This window comes from Methanosarcina spelaei (assembly GCF_002287235.1).
GTDB classification, from domain to species: domain Archaea; phylum Halobacteriota; class Methanosarcinia; order Methanosarcinales; family Methanosarcinaceae; genus Methanosarcina; species Methanosarcina spelaei.
In genome coordinates this window covers 1-18,537 of record NZ_LMVP01000035.1, presented here as the reverse complement: position 1 = coordinate 18,537, position 18,537 = coordinate 1, and the positions used below count along the sequence as shown (strand labels likewise).

Sequence of the window (18,537 nt, the reverse complement as noted above, 5' to 3'; positions counted from 1 at the left end):
TTGGAATATATTTTTGGTTATTAAATCAACATGGTGAGAACACTGATTCCTGAAAAAAATTCTCTTTACAATAAGAGGTTCAGAAGAAATTGAACTTCTTAGATCTGGCGATTTAGTTGATAGCTTAATCAGTAATTCAATCCACAGTTATAGTGTTCCGGTGAAAAAACCAATGGACAAAACAACCCTTACCTCACTGAATGACGCAATAAATAACCAGGTAATAGTAGGTAACTCACTGAATAACTCACTGAATAACTCACTGAATAACTCACTGAATAACTCACTGAATGACTCACTGGATAACTCATTAAATAACTCACGAGATAACTCACGAGATAACTCACTAAATAAATCAATTGACAATCCCGTCAGTAACTCAATGGACAACTCGATAAATAACTCAATCAAGAGTTTATCTGGTAGTCTAACAATTAACTCTGTTGGAATGGAGTTCATTCTAATTCCTGCCGGAGAATTTAATATGGGCTCTCCAATGCGTGAAAAAAGGAGGAAGCTCTGGGAAAGCCCTGTGCATAAAGTAACAATCAAAGAACCTTTTTACCTTGGCAGGTACCCGGTCACACAGGAGCAATGGCATAAAGTCATGAGGAACAATCCTGCATATTTCAAGGGTGAAAAACACCCGATTGAAAACGTTTCCTGGAATGAGATTCAGGTCTTTTTCCGGAAACTCAATGCTCTGGAAAATCCAGACAGAGTTTCCCGAATCTACCGCCTTCCAACTGAAGCTGAATGGGAATACTCAGCCAGGGCAGGAACTGAAACCGCTTATTTTTTTGGAGATGACGAATCGAAACTTACGGAATATGCCTGGTTTCTGGAAAATTCCGGGTTTGAAACCCATCCGGTCGGCCTGAAAAAGCCAAATCCCTGGGGACTTTACGATATTTATGGAAATGCAGGGGAATGGGTACAGGACGAGTACCATATAAGTTACAAAGGAGCCCCAACAGACGGGAGGGCCTGGGAAAACTCTTTCCCAAGCGTATCTACTCCAGTGAGGATAAGGAGAGGCGGAGGCTGGAATGGAAACGCAGGGTGCTGCCGATCGGCTGAAAGACTTTTTGCAGCCCAGGATAAAAAGTTAAATAGACTGGGATTCAGGGTGGTTAAGGAAGTTCAATTCCAGTCAAATCATCTTCCGGATCAGGATTCTCCAGCGTGATTATTGATTTGTAACAACCGTTGCGCCGGTTGATCACGCCGATAGGGTTAGGGGATGAGATTTCCAAATCCAAACACAACCGTTGAGTCAGTTGATCACGCCGTTATGACTGTTTAGATTTAGCAGTTGTTTTCGCTCAAGCCTTTTTTGAAAAGGCTTGCGGTCAAGCAGTTTTCTTAAAAGGCTTGATACCAGAACCCAGGATGAGTTTATCTTACTTTTCTTACTTATGGCCCTTTATTCAGGAACGCTCTGTGTTTTACTTTTTCTGCTGTAGAGACTTGGATTTCGGGCTCACACATCAGTCCGTGGAGGAAGTTCATAAATAAGTAGACGTCTGAGAAGTTTGTTACAAGGCCAAGTGATACACGTATGCTTACCATTTTAGTTTTTACGACAAGACAGGATTCATGGTTCTTGCAGTCTGAGCCGTAAGGATACATGCTAGAAGGCTTCAGATTCTCAAAACATGAAGCCATTTCATTTCTGGTAATATTATGGCTTACTTCACCGTCTCCGGGATTGCAGAAGCAGCCGGTTCGTAAAGAGATCTTTGCCTTATTTGCTGCATCCTGTACCACCTGGCAATCAAAAGGTGTTCCGTCTGCATGATAGAGATTAAAAGCAATCGTTCCTCCCCGTTTCTCAAGATCGGACGGGCCATGGATTTTTACAAAAATCTGGCCATTGGTATATTTTAGAGCCTGCATATTATCCAGCAGCCAGCCTGTAAGGCACATAACTCTTTTATGAATAATATCCATTCCAATCCGTTCTATGTATTTCAGTCCTATTTCAATAGCAGGTACGCTGAGATAATTAATAGTTCCGTCTTCAAAGGCTTCAAAGGCTTCATCGCCCTGTTGCAGGCAATACCAGTTTTCTTTCTGGACAGAATCTATGCTAATGGTACCTCCGGAAAACCAGGGCCTTTTCAGTTTATTTAAAGCAGCTTTTCGAGCAAGGAGACAGCCAAGACCAGTTGGGTAACCAAACATCTTGTAAAATGAGATTGAGATAAAATCAGGGTTCCACTGGCTTAAGTCAAGACGGTTGGTAGGTACGAAAGCAGCACAATCCAGCAAGACGTCCCAGCCTTTTTTCCTGGCTTTTTCAATCAAGTCCAGAGGATGCTGTACTCCCGAAAAATTGGATTGGGCAGGATAAGCAAACAGGTTGTTTCCCTTAGGCTTGGCTTTACCAAGATAAATTTCCAGCTTTTTTTCGTCCACTCTCAACTCAGAAGGTTTTACAGGAATGTAGTTTACGGAAGCTCCTTTACTTTCTGCAAAAACTCTAATCCCATTAACTGAGTTATGATTATCTACGGTCAGCAAAAACTGCCCTCCTTTCTCAAATGGATAGGCTTCTCCTATCAGCCTGAGGGCACCTGTTGCATTGGGAGTAAAAATAATTACATATTCATCAGGAGACGCATTAAAAAAGCTTAATATTTTGTTCCTGGCTCGCTCCACAAGTTTTGTCATAGCCATTGAAGTAAGGTTTTCCGAGTGAGGATTGCCAAAAACATTGCACTGAAGCAGTTCCATATGTTTGATAAGCTGACTATTGGCATATAGCCCTCCACCAGTATAATCCAGATAGATCTGGTCCTGCCAGTCCAGGCGTGCGTACTCAAGTTCCCTCAGCTCATCGAGAATGTGTGTTGTCTCAAATTCCGGATAATTTTGTTTGAATTCCGCAAAAGAGCTATTCATTTTTTCCGGACTGAAATCGGAGTTAACTTCTAGATCTTTTTCTATTGCATTCATTTATCCTCCAAAAAGTCATTAAAATTCAAAATTTTTAGCTTTCTTTATATGTTTCAGATTTCTTTACATGTTTCAGATTTCTTTACAGCTTTCAGCCGTCTTTACAGTTTTCAGCCGTCTTTACAGTTTTCAGCTCCCCTTTAATCCTTTTCTTTACCAATTAGGAGCGGCCCTTTTTGAATGATCTCATAGCCGAACGCGGACGGGTCATTTGCCTGTGGATCAGAGTAGAAGTAAAAGTTCTCTTTTCTTTCTTTTCCCTGATTATTTCTTCAGTTTCCCGGATTTCTTTCTTCACACAGCGCATCCAGAAAACACCTTCCTCATCAACCTCGATTCCGTGAATCTCATGCCCAAAACCTGGAAATCTCTGGCTGAATTCCTGAAGATTGAGTAAAAACTTGATGTGAGGGCTATCCTTGTTTCCAAGGCGTTCTCCTGGCATAAGGATTGGTATTCCGGGAGGATAAGGTACCAGCAGATGTCCGGAAACCCTGTTTTCGACATCCTCGACTTTGAGTTTTTCTGTTTTCCCACGGACGAGTTTCTGATATGTTTCGGCGGAAGAAAGAACCGTATCCGGGATAGTATCACAGGCTTTGTTCAGCAAGCCAGGCAGATCAAGTCTTCTCATTTCTTCGTGCATCGTCTGACAGAGGTACTTAAGAGTCATGGGTTCATCGCTGTTCAGACCATTGCCTTTCAGACTATATCTTTCCGGGTATTCGGCGACCAGATCAGGAAGGACTTCAGAGACAGCCGCTCCGTTGTCATAGAGGCGTTTGAACTCAATCAGGGCTTCAAGAAGAGTACCCCATTTGCCTTTACTTGACCCTACTGAGAAGAGTACGAGCACAGTGTAGTCCCCTGTCCTTGCAATCTCAATGCGGCATGAGTCCAGAAAACGTGTCAGGATAGCTCCTGGAATTCCCCAATCCGACATTTGACCTTCTGGATTAATACCAGGGCATGTGATTGTCACTTTTGTCGGATCGAGCATACAATAATTCTCATCAAGGCAATCATCTTCGAATCCGTGCCATCTGTCTCCTGGCTTTAGCATCCAGCAGGAGGACTCATTTGCAAGCAGCTCATCAGGTGAATCCACAAAGTTAAACTGTTCTCCTGTTCTCGGATCTGAGACTTTTTCGGGTTGATAACAGGAGAAAAACCAGTTATCCTGTCCGCCTTCTACCGCAAGTTTTCTGGCTACCGAGGCAATTGCTTTACGCAAGTTTATGGCGTCCAGAACGGTCTCCTGCATCATTGTCGGGCCGGCAGGTTCGTCCATCATTGAAGTGGCCACGTCGATAGAAGCAATCATCGGATAGAAAGGTGAAGTGGTCCCGTGCATCATGAATGCTTCATTGAACTGATCAAACTCCAGAGGAGCTCTTTTCGGATTGACCTTCAGGTGAATCATCGAGGCCATTGAAAAAGCAGGCAGCATTTTATGAGTTGACTGTACAGCAAAGAGGGTAGGCAGATTATCATTCTCCGGAACACCCATTGAAAAGCGGCCTCTATAAAGAGGATGGAATTTGGCATAGGCATACCAGGCCTCATCGAAATGAATCCTGGGAACACTTTTGCCCAGTAGTTCGACTACGCGATCTACATCATAGCAAAACCCATCATAAGTACAGTTGGTCACAACTGCATAAGAAGGGTCGCCGGATACTGCATCACTTGCTAATGGGCTCTCTTTGATCAGGTTTCTTATATATTCTGGCTCGAACCAGCCTGGGGGTATGAGTCCTATCATGCCGTAAACGTTGCGTGTGGGTTTCAGGTAAACTGCTCTTGCCCAACTGATTGTCAGCCCATGGTTGAGAGATTTGAGGCAAATTCGATCTACGACTACAATTTCTTCCGCACCTATAGCCCCCTGGCAGACTATCCTGTTCGATGTAGAGGAACCCCCGAGAACATAAAAAGTATATTCCGCCCCAAAGATGCGCGCTGCATTACATTCGGATTCATATGGAGGACCAATGTGCTCAAGCCAGTCACCGAGTTCCACAGTTGAGATGCCGATATCGGCACGCATAATATTCTCTCCGAAGAACTTATGAAATTCCATTCCTACGGGATGTTTCAGATAGGCTACACCTCCCATATGTCCGGGTGCATCCCAGCTGTAAGCTGCATCTTCTGTGAAGTTCTTTAACTCGCGGAAGTATGGTGGGAGAAGAGTTTCATAGTAGCGCCGAATCGCGAAATCCACTCTGCCTGCAATGAAAGCTGCTGTATCCTGGTACATGTAGACGTATTCATGTACTTCCTTGATCACTTCGGTAGGCAGGTCACCTACGAGTGTTTTTTCCGCAATAAGAAAGATAGGAAGATTTTCATTTCTGGCACGGATGGATTTTATAATGTCCTCTGCTGCATGCTCACTGAAGTGAGATTCTCCTGGAAGATCCCAGTCCAGAAAGACACATCCGAATCCCGGTTCTGAAACGACAAGAGACAAACCGTCTTCAGGGGTTGTGGTCATTGTTGTCTCATAGCCCAGTTCATGAAGTGCTTCTATAAGACGTTTCATTGCCTGGTCGGAAACAGATCCATTTCCATACTTTTCGCTGGCAATGATTAAAACAGGAAGCTTTCGTGACATATTAATGGCACCTCTGACTTCTGATTTTTAAGTTCATGATCAAGTTAGGAGATCGGTTTTTTCTAAAAAATAAGTTTGCTGAAGTGTAAATTTTCAGCAAATATGAGCCATGTCATTTTCAGACGGGCAGGATTTTTTTGTTCCGGATTTGTTACCATTTTCAAAAAATTGGCATGCATTTTCGATATCTTTGACAAGAATTGTCGCCATGTCCGAAGTGAAATTTTCTCTTACGACAATACGCATTATCTCGATATCTGCCGCATTTTCCGGAAGACAGTAGGCGGGAATTATCCAGCCTTTCTCTCTTAGCTTATATGAGAGCTGCTGCAGGGAATAACCAGTTTCCTTTTTTTGTTTGAAAGCAATTATAGGAAGCCTTTCTCCTTTGTTCAGCATTTCGAAACGGCCCAAGTTGTTAACTTTCCTGGCAAGGTCCTGGGAAACCTCAAGGATATTCGTCATTATTCCGGTGTAGCCAGCTCTTCCGAATCTTAAAATATTATAATATTGAGCCACAACCATTGCACTGCCTCCTGAAAAGTTCAGGGTGTAAGAGTCTTCCATTTCTCCAAGGTAGTTTACATGGAAAATCAGCTCTTCGGGAAGGTCACTTTCGTCACGGAAAATCAGCCAGCCGAGGCCAGGATAAGTCAATCCGTATTTATGCCCTGAAACGTTTATCGATTTTACTCTTTCCAGCCTGAAGTCCCACTTAAAATCAGGCTCAGTAAATGGCAATATGAAGCCGCCACTTGCAGCGTCTATGTGGATTGGTATGTCCCAGCCTTTTTCGTTCCTGTATTTCAGAAGCAAATCGTTAATGTCCTTTACAGGATCGATTTCTCCTGTAAAAGTTGTTCCCAGAACACAACCAATACAGATAGTGTTCTCATCAATCTTCTTTGAGACAGCATCTGCCGTAATAGTACGTACATCTTTGTCTATAGGAATTTTTCTAGCCTCAACGTCAAAGTATTTGGCAAACTTATCCCAGCAAACGTGAGCGTCATTTCCGAAAATTATGTTTGGCTTGCCTGTGCCTCGCCCTGAGTTTTTCCAGCTCCATTTGTGAGCCAGCAAACCCAGCATTATGGCTTCAGAGGATCCTGCTGTTGCCGTGCCCATGAATTCGGTATGATGCCCATTAAAAAGACGCCCAAGCATATTTACAATATTCCTGTGAATAACTTTGTCAGTTTGAGGATACTCGAAAATATCTATGATATTTTTATTGATGTTTTCCATGACAAGCTTGTCTGCTTCCGGTTCCATCCATGTATTAACAAAACTTGCCAGGTTCAGGAAGGGATTGCCGTCGAGACTCTGCTCGTCATGTACCAGTTGATAAGCAGCTCTCGGACTCATCCCTTCTTCAGGGAACTCATACTTTGGAATTCCTTTTTCTTTGACTTTTGCGATATATCTGGCACTGTATGCGCCGACACGATACTTTTTAGATTCATCCAGAGTTTCCAGATTTACTTTTCTAGAAATCATAACTTTAACCCCTCACATAGAGTTACAAATTAATTTTCCTTATCCAGCTTACTTTGAATAATAAAAAAATAAGAAAAAATTGGATGCGGGCTTATGCTTCCAATTAATGTATTATGCGTTTTTCTGGAAAAGTTCCTGAATAAGACTGGTTACTGCACTATAAAAAGTTTCCACTGTGTCCGCCTTAAGGCATTCACTCCCTGTATGAGGGTTCAATATAGTAGGCCCTATAGAAATGCAGTCTATTTTACCATCATATTTTTGCACAACGTAACTACATTCAAGGCCTGCATGGATTACGGTGGCTGCATCTTCTTTATGATAGATCTCTTTGTATACATTCTGTGCTTTATCAAGTAAGTCAGAATTACTTGGTTCCCATGGAGGATAGGAATCACTTGTCCCTACCGAGTACTTGAAGAGTTCACCTATTGATTTTTGAATTTGAATTAGGGCGTTCATGGAATTTGCATCCGAGCTGCGATTTGAAGCGTTGATTAGCATATTTTGCAGGGCGATATTTGCCAGGTTGCTTGAGGTCTCTACCAAACTAGTTTTTCCCGGAATCATGTGGATGACTCCGTGGGGTATCTGCTGAAGTAAGCACAGAAGTGCATCTGTCGATGCTTCATCAAGAGAGTTTTGAGTTATTTCTTTAATCTCATAAACTAAATTCTCCTCTGGCTGAGACTGTACTTTTAAAGCTTCACAGTAAACTGTGAAATCATTTACAAATTCTTCCTTATCGCCGCCAGGAATAGCTATTATGGCGCTGGCACAGCTTGGAATTTTGTTTGAGATCGGATCTTCGTCCCTTTGCAATGAAATAAGACGCAGATCATAACTCTTAATACCTTCACCTTCAACATCAAGATTTGTGAGCCGCTTATTAAATCGAATGAGAATTTCAGTGAGGACCTTGATCGCATTGAGCCTCCCACTATTGATATTGATGCCGGAATGTCCTCCAAGAAGCCCTGAAATCGATAATTTCAGATTGGTATAACCACATGGAACACTTGATAAAGCAAGGTTTCCTTCATACTGGACATTGCACCCTCCTGCACTGCCGTAAATAATAGTGTCTACAACTTCAGCATCAACATTTATGTACTTTCTACCGATCAGGAGGCTTTTATCAAAGTTTGCAGCTCCCCCCATGTCGGTTTCTTCCTGGACAGTTAAAAAACACTCAATTGGGTAGTCTTTGAGATTATTATCTTCCAGGATGGCAAGGATAGTTGCTACTCCAATTCCATCGTCTGCACCCAGGGTAGTACCTTTTTTTGGGTCAGTAATGCTGTCAGTATCTCCGGCTTTTATCCATTTTGCACCTTCGTTATCAAGATAACCAAAGACTTTTAATGGAAAAATATTCTTGTCAGGAGAACACACCATATCCATGTGCGCCTGTAAAGTGACATAAGGATCACTGGCATGATCCCCTGAGCCCTTTCTACGAAGAACAATCACTCTTTCTCCGGGATCTTTAGCTTCTGAATCGTAGTGAATGACTTCTACGCCTTCTATCTTTCTGGCACATTCCATAACATACTCACGAACTTGATTCTCCTCACCAGACGGGTGGTATCTTGTTGTTAGTTCCATAAAATGGTCATGTACTGCCTTTGGCTCAAAAGAGTCGTCAAGTATTTTGAGTTCAGGCTCCTCTGTCTTACTTATAAGTAAAAGTTCACTTGCTACTTCGGTTCCTGGCATGTAGATCTAACTCCTGAATATTTATCACATAAGCTCTTTTGCTGTATTGATCATTCAGAAGTACATCTCAAAGAAACCGGCATTTGATCTTCTTTAATCCGGAAAGAAAAGCAGTTCAACTTTTACATAATTGTTTATGGATAATGATTCCCCTGATATGTTATCCAATTGAACAAACAGCATTGTTTTATTTTTTTGAGAGCATTTTCTATGAGAACATTTTCTATGTCTCTGCTGTTCTTATTTCAGTACTATTTAAGTAAGTTTTTAATAAGAACCTTGTAAGTATTATTAAAAACGTTTGACCGAGTATAAAATACTTTCCTCCTTTATTAATCACTAATAACTTCATTCCAAAAAGGGAAAATTAGTAAAAGAAATTTGATCAAAAGCTTTAATCAGACTTTAGAGAATTTAAACCTCTGGTTTCTGTCCAAGTTATAGAGTCGAATATAAGGTTATCGATCGTGGAAACAATTTAATGTGGCATGGTTTCAACTCAGTATACATAACTGGACAATTGAAAATTTATATGCAGAAAAACATAAAAAATGTGTCATTAAAAAGAATACTTGGATTTAAGTGTTTCTATCTAATAAAGAAGCAGTACGCAGAGAATATATTCCTGGCTTATGGACAGGTAAAACGCCTCAAATTCAATTTCTTTTTTTTCAGCACCCTGACCCCTGTCTGTTTTTCTTTGCAGGCAGGGGCAAAAAGAAATCCAGGTGCTTTCGACAATCTAGGAGGCGATTTAGATTTCGTGTCTGTTCGGAGAGACACTTCATTATGCTATTCGTGTCTGTTTGGTAGAGACAATTAACTATACTACAAACTAATATTTAATACTTTTGATATCTTTTTTGCTACTTTATATTACCTATTATAGATTTTGTTTTACATATATGAGAGAACTATTTAAGGGACACTTTTAAGCAATTTTAACTAAATTTGATATGCGCGGTTGACAGAAAATCACGTGACCTGAGATTTAAATCGATTATTGACAAATTTTGGAAAATGTTTACAGAATGAAAGGTGTACCCTGCTTGTAAAATCCAGGTAGTCTGTGAAGACTGTGCGAAAAATGTAATGTGAAAAGGAGTCTTCCTCAGTTCAACTCTGGAAAAAGTCCGAAATATGCAGTTGGAACTAATCTAAAAAGAATAAAGAAGACAGCTTCAGAATCAGAGACGTGAATAGTATTCCTTATTAGAGGTCAGAATGAATTCATGCAATATCGTTAATTAAAGTACTTGGTTAAGACTGTCCAGTGCAACTGCGGACTCTAGAATGATGTTTGCAACTGCGATAAAAAAATTTTTAAACAATGTATTCTTAATAAGTTATGGTGTTATGCAGTTGACAGATTCTAAAACTGATATTCAACATAGCAACAATAGTTCTAAATTTCCTTCTATAAATAAAAGAATTATTCTCCGAACTTATATTGTTATAATCTGGCTTATGATTGCGCAAATATTATTGATTGTCACTGAAAGAGTATCTTATGAAGACATCAAGTACTTATTCTGGACAGAATCGGTTTTAGTGCCATTACTTTATGTGCTGTACACAAAGGGAGTACCGGACCAACTATCCAGAGAACAGGAAAAAGAACAGAAAAAGGAAATCTTTGTGCTTGTCTTTTCTTTTGCATGTATGATAATGGTGATTTTTATGGCTATGTTAAACGGATACTAAGATTTGTCCGAAGGATGAAACCTGTGTACTCAATTCTTCAAATTATGATGCCTTATAAGAGATTCTGTTAATTTCGATTAAATACATAAGTTATGCCGACCGTATTGAGCCGGAATTTTTCTGGAATTGCTTCTGCAAACCGGTTATGCTTTTCTTGCAGCTATCGCTATCCAGTCCCCGCCTTTCCGGTATAACTCTCCGGATAAACTATTCCATGCCTGTTCAACTTTAAACCCACTCTTTTCAAGAGTCTTGCTTATAGTTTCAAAGGAATAGTCATGCAGCCATAGCCTGTAAACCTTTACAGTCCCATCTTCATCCACGATTATATACTGATTTAGCCAGGTGTCATTTTCCGGATAATCAAAGCCTTTTTCCAGCAAAAGGTGCCTGCCTGGTCTCCAGAACCCACCTTCTGAGAAATACCACATGTTCTTAAGTCCTTCCCGCATGCGTAATTCTCTTGTGGACACATCAAAGACGAAAACTCCGTTGTCTTTAAGTGCCCTGTGGACAAGGCTCAGCAGCAGGTCACGTTTTTCATCGGAAAAGGTGCAGATTTCCCCATAGACCTGAAGAACGGCATCAAAGGTCCCTTCATAATCGATGTTGAAAAAGTCTGCACAGATATAATCGATATTATGACAACTTTTTTTAGCCTGAGCCCGTGCATAGTCTATAGATCTTTGGGATAAGTCGATACCGGTTACTTTCATGCCTTCAAAACACAGCTTGCTGCTGTACAGCCCTGGCCCGCAGCCTAGATCAAGTACCCGGTCTCCGGTTTTCAGGAACCCTGAATTTACGAGATGGCAAACTGTTTTTTCGATCTCAGCATTTCTTCGGCTTGCTCCATCATGGGTCTGGTTAAGGTGGGCTTCAAGCATGCTTTTCGAAATGTATGGGTCGTCCCAGAAGCGAAGCTCGCCAGGTTCGAAAAGAGGAGGTTTTAAGGGTTGAGAGAATATGTGGAAAAGATTATGGAGCATTTACATGATTATTTGAGTTCTGACATATAAAGTAAAGTAAAGTAAAGCAAAAGTTTTTGTAAATACAGTAAGAGTTTTTGTAAATTTAAAGTAAGAGTTTTTGTAAATCTGCAGTAAGAATTTTTGTAAATCTCAAAATAATTTTGCTGATCTGTCTGCTGAGTCACAATACACTTTTCTACATCTAAGGTTTATGTTCCTACGTTTATCATTACAATGACTATCTTGTTGATAAGTATCTTATTGTAGCAAATATTATTCAAATGAAAAAGATATGAAAAGCTAAATTTCCACTTACGGACGAGTTATTTCCGTTCTGCAGAGCAATCCAGCACCCTGAATTTAAAATATAACAGGATCAGATTGAAATAAGAGAACTGAGTTTGAAATAAATTTCCCGGAAAATTAACCACTCTTCCGGGGAGTTGGGGTAATACCGAACTGTACCGAATTCTTTTTACAAAGAATAATCACTCTAAACCGAACCACATGGGACTGACACTATGGCAAACAATTTTAAAGAAAATAGAAACGAACGACAGGGAAAACAGGGTAGAACAAACAAGACCGGTAAAACAGATGGAGCAGGCAAAATAAATGGGTCAGGTAAAACAGAAGGAGCCGGCAAAATAAACGGGTCAGGCAAAACAGATAGAACAGGTAAAATAAAAGGGGTAGGCAAAACAGGTAAAAGTGACAGGATAGGCAGGACAGGCAGGGGAATAAGTAGGAAAAGTACAGGCAGAACCGATAAAGCTGAGACATTTTATGACCGTCTGAGTAAAGCTCTCAAACCTTATGAAAAAGCCCTTGAGAAAAAACCTGAGGATCCTGCGGCCTGGGCTGGTAAGGCAGCAGTGTTTCTAAAGTACAGAAGGTACAGTGACTCCCTAAAGGCAATTAAAAAAGCTCTTGAAATCGAGCCTGAAAACCCTCATTACCTTTACGAAAAAGCTTTTGTGCTCCTGCAGCTCAACAGGGAAGGAGATGCGTTACAGGTCTTTGACAGGTTGCTCGAAATAAAACCTGACAGTGATAAATCCTGGAATCTCAAAACTTCAGTCCTTTGCAGGCTAAATCAGCACGAAAAAGCCCTGGCAGATTCTGAAAAAGCTCTTTCTGCCAATACTTAGCTTGCAGGAGCCTGGCATGCAAAAGGTTCTGTGCTTGCGGACCTGGGCCGATATGAAGAAGCTATAGAAGCCTATGACGCCACACTTAAGCTTAACCCGAACCTTGCAAGAGCCCTGATGGATAAAGGTTTCGCCCTATATAACCTGAACAGGCCTGTGGAAGCCATGATGGCTTATGACGCTGCCCTCAAAATAAACCCTGACAATGCAAAAACCTGGGTAGGGAAAGGACTTGTCCACCTCAAACTCGGCAAATATAAAAGAGCACTTGCAGCCTGTAACAAAGCGATTTCAATAAAGCCAGATTCTTCCGACGCCTGGTACTGTAAAGGCATGGTCCTTTCCGGCCTGGATAAAAATGAAGAAGCTCTCAGAGCCCTTGACAGGACTCTCAGGCTCAATCCGGACCATACCGAGGCTAGAAACGCCCTTGCTTCCGTAAATTCCAAGCTAGGGATAGCTCTCGATGAAGACGAAGAAGAAAGAATGGAAAACGAGAAGCTGAAAGTGAAGCGAAACGTGTGGACAAGAAAAAAGCCAACAAGCGAAATTATAAAGAAAAGTCTGAATCAGGAAAAAGAGAAAAGAGGAAAAACTAGCAGGAAGAACTTACGAGCAAAGAAAAAGTAAAAAACCGGTGAACCTGATAAAAGCGTAACTATACAAGGAGAGAGAAAAAGAAATAATTTATCTTCTTTCTCCTTTAGAATGAGGAATTAAAAGATATCTCTAATTTGAGGGATGAGCAGGTTTTTTCATATACTTGTAAACTAATTTGGCAGCTAGCTTAATTGCATTTTTCAACCCTAGCTTAATCGCGTTTTTCAACCTATTTTAAAGTTTTAAACCCTGGTTTCGGAGATCATCATTTCTGAAAGACAAGATAAGTAAGAGCGTGCCTGCAAATTAACTGAACTTTATGGTAAATTCCGTTCCACCATCTCTTTTCAGTTCAAGTTCGCCATCTAATTGATCTACCAGAGAAGTTACCAGCTGCATTCCAAGACTATCAAGGTCTTCAATATTGAGATTTTCAGGAATTCCTACACCGTTATCGGAAATGGTCAGAATGAAATTTGTACTGGTACTTTCGCGGTTTTCTATTTCAAGTTCTGTGGTTTTTTCCCTATGAAGTTTGATTCGAATTTCTCCTCTCTCCCTGTCGGGAAATGCATGTTTGAGGGAATTGGAGACAAGTTCATTGACAATTATTCCTAACGGGACTGCAGTATCGATATCAAAGAAAAGGTTCTCTTCCAGATCCATACTTAAACTGATACTGGTATTCCCAAGTCTGTATGTCTGGAAAAGCGTACTGGTGAGTTCTTCAATGTACGGCGAAAAGTTAAGATTATCAAGCTCTTTACCTCTATATAATTCTTCATGAATAAGAGCCATAGATATGACTCTGTCCTGGCTTTCTCTAAAGGCTTCGAGAACTTCGGAATTCCCAATACATTCTCTGTTTTTGAATTGTTCAGCCTGCAGATCCAGCAAAGAGGAGATTACCTGAAGGTTATTCTTAATTCTATGGTGAATTTCCTTTTTACGGGCAGTTTCAAGATTTGCCAGAAATTCTTCAGCTTTCTTGCGTTCAGTAATGTCAGTTAACATACCCAGATAGCCTATGAATTTGCCTTCCTTATTAAACAGGGATTTGGCACTTATAAGTCCCCATATAAATGAACCGTCCTTACGCACTAACTTCAATTCATAACTATCATCGATACCCTTCCGCCTCTCTTCAAAACTCCTTTTGGCAACAGGCTTGCTTTCCTCACTAATAAAGTCCCATATAGGTCTACCGATCATCTCCTCCAGAGTGTATCCTGAAGTTTCCATTATTTTATTAGCGTAGGTAATCTTAGCTTCATTATCTACTAAGTATATACCTTCGTTAGAAGTTTCAACAATGTTACGGTATTTTTCCTCACTTTCTCTCAGTTTTTCTTCTGCTTCTTTTCTTCCAGTTATGTCCGTAGCAATGACCGAGACAGCAGTTATCTTTCCCTGGTTATCAAGAACCGGAAAAATAGTAAGTGAAACATTTATTAGCTTCCCGTCCTTTCTCAATCTTAAGGTCTCATATTGCCGGATCTTTTCTCCCTGTTGAACTATTTTACATAATTTTTCTGTTTCTCCGGTTAATGTAGGTGGCTCTAAGATTAATATGGACTTTCCTATAACTTCTTTCACCGAATAACCATAAACCTGTTCTGCTCCTTTGTTCCAGCTTGTGATAATACCGTCAAAAGACTCAGTTATAATGGCTTCAGCTGATGATTCGACAACATTAGCTAAATTCTGAATTTTTTCTTCAGCTTTCCTATGCTTGGTTATATCTTGAATTGTTCCAATAATTCGAGCAGGATTTTTTCTCTCATCAAAAACAACTTCAGCTTTCTCATGGACTATGCGCTCTTCCCCATTAGCTGTGATAATTCTGTAATAAATATCAAAGGGCTTTCCTTTTAATGCCTCTTTAACGGCATTTTCTATGAGGTCTCGATCTTCTGGACGCACATAACTTAAGAAGGTATTGTAATCTACTTGTGACTCCTGTGGTTTAAGTCCAAAAATACGATATGTTTCATCAGACCAGTGAAGTTCATTATTTGCAAAGTCTCGTTCCCAACTTCCAATATGAGCCATTTCTTGAGCTTCAGCAAGATTTCTTTCACTTTTTTTCAATGAATCATAAGCTTTTTGAAGCTCCGCTGTACGTTCTTTAACCAATTTATCTAAGTTATCAAGTGTCTCTTTCAACTTAGCTTCTGCTTCTTTGCGCTTGGTAACATCTCTGATGATCAGGACTCCTTTAGTGAGACCATTCTTATCTTTGAAAAACGAACTCGATATCTCACCTGGAAAGGTTGTTCCATCTTTTCGTTTGTGGTCAAGTTCCCCTTTGAATCTGCCTGTCCTGGCTCTTTCCTCCAGGAAATATTTAAGCTCTGGATTAGATGCACCGACAGTTCCATTTCTTCCGGCTTGAATAAGTTCTTTTTCTGTCATCCCAAACATCTGGCAGGCAGCTGCGTTGGCTGCAAGAATAGTTCCGTCCGGAATTGTAATAAAAATGCCATCGAGGCTACTATCGAATACTGCCTTATATTTATCCTCACTTTCTTGAAGTATTTTTTCGGTTTGCCAGCAGTTATTAATGTTCTCCCCTGAACTTTCTATTTTCTCCCACTTACCTTCTTTCTTAGTCAAAGTAAACCGGTGGTTTGCAATAAGATCCAGTATCTCAACTGCACTACACCTGTCAACTGGATAGGTGCAAAGAGCCATTATCGGGTATTTGCCTATGACAGAGTCCAGTAATTTTTCATGGCTCATAAAGTCATTTCCACTATACCTCAAACCATCGTATCCACTGGCTAGAGCTTTACCGGTTTTTTCAATCAAGTAGTTTGATATCGTTTGTGGATCTAAAGCATTCTCTTCTATGCGCCAGTAAGTATAGGAAATAATCTCGATTTGCCCATTTCGTAGATAAGCGTCAATATTCGGAATATCTAGTTTTAAAGCTTCTTTTGCTTCATCTTCATCTATAAGTTCTGATACGATCCACAAACAAAACTCGTTATTTTCCAGTCCTGCTTTAAAATAGGGAACAGTTATGTCAATTAAGTCTTCTTTTGTCTGGCAGAACTGGCAGAAATGTATTCCCCAAGGTACGTCCTCAATAATATTAATACCAGAAAGTCGGTTGCGGTTTCTCATATTGCTCTCTGATCTGATGTCAGTCAAAAGTTTCTTTTTTCAAATGTGATTTATCTAACCGTTTTACGTATATTGAAATTCTTTTTGCAGGAAAGATTTTTTAATTCGGTAGTTATATAAAGATTTGCTTCTATAAACTTTTTATTATAAAATGATCTTTATCATAATACATTTAGAAATCGGTGTTATACTTTTCTCACAAATTAAATATTCTTGAGCATGAGTAGGTCACCAGGCAATGGGCCAAAAATTTTGTAAACTGTCCAACTCTATATTCTTTTCCTTCCTCACGAAAAATCAGGATGTAGAGCCGGGTTAATATGATCTCATTTATAAAAATGGCTCTACGCTGTTTTGTGTGAGCTAAAACAACTGCTCAGTTGAAACTTGACTATCCTGAAGACTCAAAGCCCGACAATTCCCGTTATCTTGTGCAAGTCATAAAATTCCGATAATTCCAGCCGTTTTAGCACGTCAGTAAGCATAAATACAATAACCACTTAAATTTATTTAAAAGTTAACGGAGGTTAATGATTGATAGGTACAAGTGAAATTATATTGATCTTTGGAATTGTCATATTTTGGATTCCTGTTATTCTACTAATTTATCTGTCAATCAGATATCTTATTAACCGAAGCAAGAAAGTACATGAAGAAAAAACTGCACTGGATATAGTAAAGGAAAGATACACAAAAGGTGAAATTACTAAAGAAGAGTTTGAGGAAATAAAGAAAACTCTCGATTCTGCGTGACTTCGTATAATATTTATATCCAGCCTGAAATCTCTCTGACAATACATGCTGTCACATAACATGGGAAAAAGTATTTCGTTTAAATACGCCATTTATCCGTCCTGGCATGTCATTTGAGAGGCACCTATCTGGCAGGTATACTTATACTTCCTGCCTTTATACCTCTAGAAGTTAAGTCAATTCCTTTGATTTCCTGTCTTCGTTTTCAAATAAACATCTGTTTTTTTTGGAAAATATTAATAGGGATAAAACAAAAGAGTAAGAATTAAGCTGAGATCACTGAACACATAAGATCACTAAACTTCCATAAAATCAGTGAACTTCCATAAAGTATTACGCAATTATTGATTTACTATTTTGACCTTGTGAGCTGCAGACGAGAGCGATCTGCAGCTCGTAAGGAGATCTGTCTGGAAGTACAAGTGCATCGATTGAGAAAGAGGTTACTTTCGAGACGAAGTATTTTTGTTGAAAATAAGAGTTGTATGGATCCTGGGTTATTTGTTTGAATCGAACCACTTGATACCTCCAAAATATAAAGAAACTTAGTTTCTTATATATTTATTGGATGTATTCTATATAGTTAGACGTTTGCTATTGAGAAAAATAATAGCACTGATACAATAATTGTGTGAGTTTGCTCATAAAATGAACAGGGATCACCTATAAGCGGTTCAAAGTGTAATAGAGTTAAATGGTCAGAAGAAGCCAAATATACTCATAGTTTGCGGAACGAGTAGGCTTTTAACCCAATCATCAACATATGCAGAAATTCAGACGCTCATGATGAAAGCGCCATTGTATTAGTGTCAAATTGCTTATTTTAGTGAGTATTTTTAGTGAGTATTTTTAGTGAGTATTTTTAGTGAGTATTTTTAGTGAATTTACTCAAAGGAATTTTACAGACTCTGTAAATTTATTCTAAATATTTACTCGGAAAATGAGATATAATAAACGGAGAGACAGAACCTACCAATGGACTTGAGATAAAATAGACCTGACCGATTATCCGTGTAATAACATCAGTTTTAACATTACTAGTTTTCTTATTATTTAACTTTTATTTCAAATCTTAAATATCTCTCGTGTAAGGAATAAACCAGTTCAAGTATTGTTCTCTTAATATCATTTTTTCCAACAGAGTTTTGCATGTTTTCTCTTTTTCTCCCTATTCTTTTCATGTTCCCTAAAATTTTTATATTCCTAATGTTATCTGTTTTTTGGATGTCGGAATTTTTTATGAAACAAACTGAGAGATATGGACAAAGTTTATTCCCTATAGGCACACATATGAGTAATTTTTACATTTTTACTTTTTTTTTAAATTTGATATCTTTGGGCTCAAACATTAATTTATTATCTTTATCTTCGTTGGAGTAAACTGATAAACTTTAGACTATGTTTTGACAATTTTGAGCGAAACATGATC

General features: G+C 39.4%; 11 protein-coding genes and 1 pseudogene. 5 read left to right on the top strand and 7 right to left on the bottom strand.

Going from position 1 to position 18,537, the window contains the following annotated elements:
- The first annotated feature begins 172 nt into the window (after positions 1-172).
- Positions 173-1,189, top strand: a complete 1,017-nt coding sequence (locus ASJ81_RS02995; protein ID WP_095643182.1) for a formylglycine-generating enzyme family protein — start codon at positions 173-175, stop codon at positions 1,187-1,189.
- Between the two features lie 227 nt (positions 1,190-1,416).
- Here the strand turns inward: ASJ81_RS02995 and ASJ81_RS02990 are convergent, their stop codons facing one another.
- From ASJ81_RS02990 to ASJ81_RS02975, 4 genes are all read right to left on the bottom strand, one after another.
- Entirely contained in the window at positions 1,417-2,961 is a 1,545-nt protein-coding gene (locus ASJ81_RS02990; RefSeq protein ID WP_095643181.1) for an aminotransferase class V-fold PLP-dependent enzyme, read from the bottom strand.
- A gap of 160 nt (positions 2,962-3,121) precedes the next feature.
- Positions 3,122-5,581, bottom strand: coding sequence for an Orn/Lys/Arg family decarboxylase (locus ASJ81_RS02985; protein WP_095643180.1), 2,460 nt, complete (start codon positions 5,579-5,581; stop codon positions 3,122-3,124).
- Between the two features lie 93 nt (positions 5,582-5,674).
- On the bottom strand, positions 5,675-7,081 hold the full coding sequence (locus tag ASJ81_RS02980) for a glutamate decarboxylase (RefSeq protein WP_095643179.1): 1,407 nt from the start codon (positions 7,079-7,081) through the stop codon (positions 5,675-5,677).
- A 111-nt stretch (positions 7,082-7,192) separates the two neighbouring features.
- The gene (locus ASJ81_RS02975; RefSeq protein ID WP_095643178.1) at positions 7,193-8,800 is read right to left on the bottom strand and encodes a M20/M25/M40 family metallo-hydrolase; all 1,608 of its coding nucleotides are present in this window, start codon (positions 8,798-8,800) and stop codon (positions 7,193-7,195) included.
- 1,362 nt (positions 8,801-10,162) lie between these two features.
- Here ASJ81_RS02975 and ASJ81_RS22030 point away from each other — a divergent pair.
- Positions 10,163-10,504: a hypothetical protein gene (locus ASJ81_RS22030; protein ID WP_170943167.1), complete on the top strand. Its 342-nt coding sequence runs from the start codon at positions 10,163-10,165 to the stop codon at positions 10,502-10,504.
- Between the two features lie 143 nt (positions 10,505-10,647).
- Here the strand turns inward: ASJ81_RS22030 and ASJ81_RS02960 are convergent, their stop codons facing one another.
- Positions 10,648-11,493, bottom strand: a complete 846-nt coding sequence (locus tag ASJ81_RS02960; RefSeq protein WP_095643175.1) for a class I SAM-dependent methyltransferase — start codon at positions 11,491-11,493, stop codon at positions 10,648-10,650.
- Between the two features lie 503 nt (positions 11,494-11,996).
- Between ASJ81_RS02960 and ASJ81_RS23555 the strand changes: the two genes are divergently transcribed.
- Both ASJ81_RS23555 and ASJ81_RS23550 read left to right on the top strand, forming a co-directional pair.
- Positions 11,997-12,626 (top strand): tetratricopeptide repeat protein, encoded by a 630-nt coding sequence (locus ASJ81_RS23555; RefSeq protein WP_245859749.1) that lies wholly within the window; start codon positions 11,997-11,999, stop codon positions 12,624-12,626.
- A gap of 15 nt (positions 12,627-12,641) precedes the next feature.
- Positions 12,642-13,256: pseudogene (locus tag ASJ81_RS23550) on the top strand (tetratricopeptide repeat protein); the annotation flags it as partial.
- A gap of 276 nt (positions 13,257-13,532) precedes the next feature.
- On the opposite strand, the gene ASJ81_RS02950 reads toward ASJ81_RS23550, so the two are convergent.
- Entirely contained in the window at positions 13,533-16,355 is a 2,823-nt protein-coding gene (locus tag ASJ81_RS02950) for a PAS domain S-box protein (protein ID WP_095643174.1), read from the bottom strand.
- A 534-nt stretch (positions 16,356-16,889) separates the two neighbouring features.
- Between ASJ81_RS02950 and ASJ81_RS02945 the strand changes: the two genes are divergently transcribed.
- Positions 16,890-17,108 (top strand): SHOCT domain-containing protein, encoded by a 219-nt coding sequence (locus tag ASJ81_RS02945; RefSeq protein ID WP_095643173.1) that lies wholly within the window; start codon positions 16,890-16,892, stop codon positions 17,106-17,108.
- A 333-nt stretch (positions 17,109-17,441) separates the two neighbouring features.
- Here the strand turns inward: ASJ81_RS02945 and ASJ81_RS22025 are convergent, their stop codons facing one another.
- Positions 17,442-17,627 (bottom strand): hypothetical protein, encoded by a 186-nt coding sequence (locus tag ASJ81_RS22025; RefSeq protein WP_141241572.1) that lies wholly within the window; start codon positions 17,625-17,627, stop codon positions 17,442-17,444.
- Between the last annotated feature and the right edge of the window lie 910 nt (positions 17,628-18,537).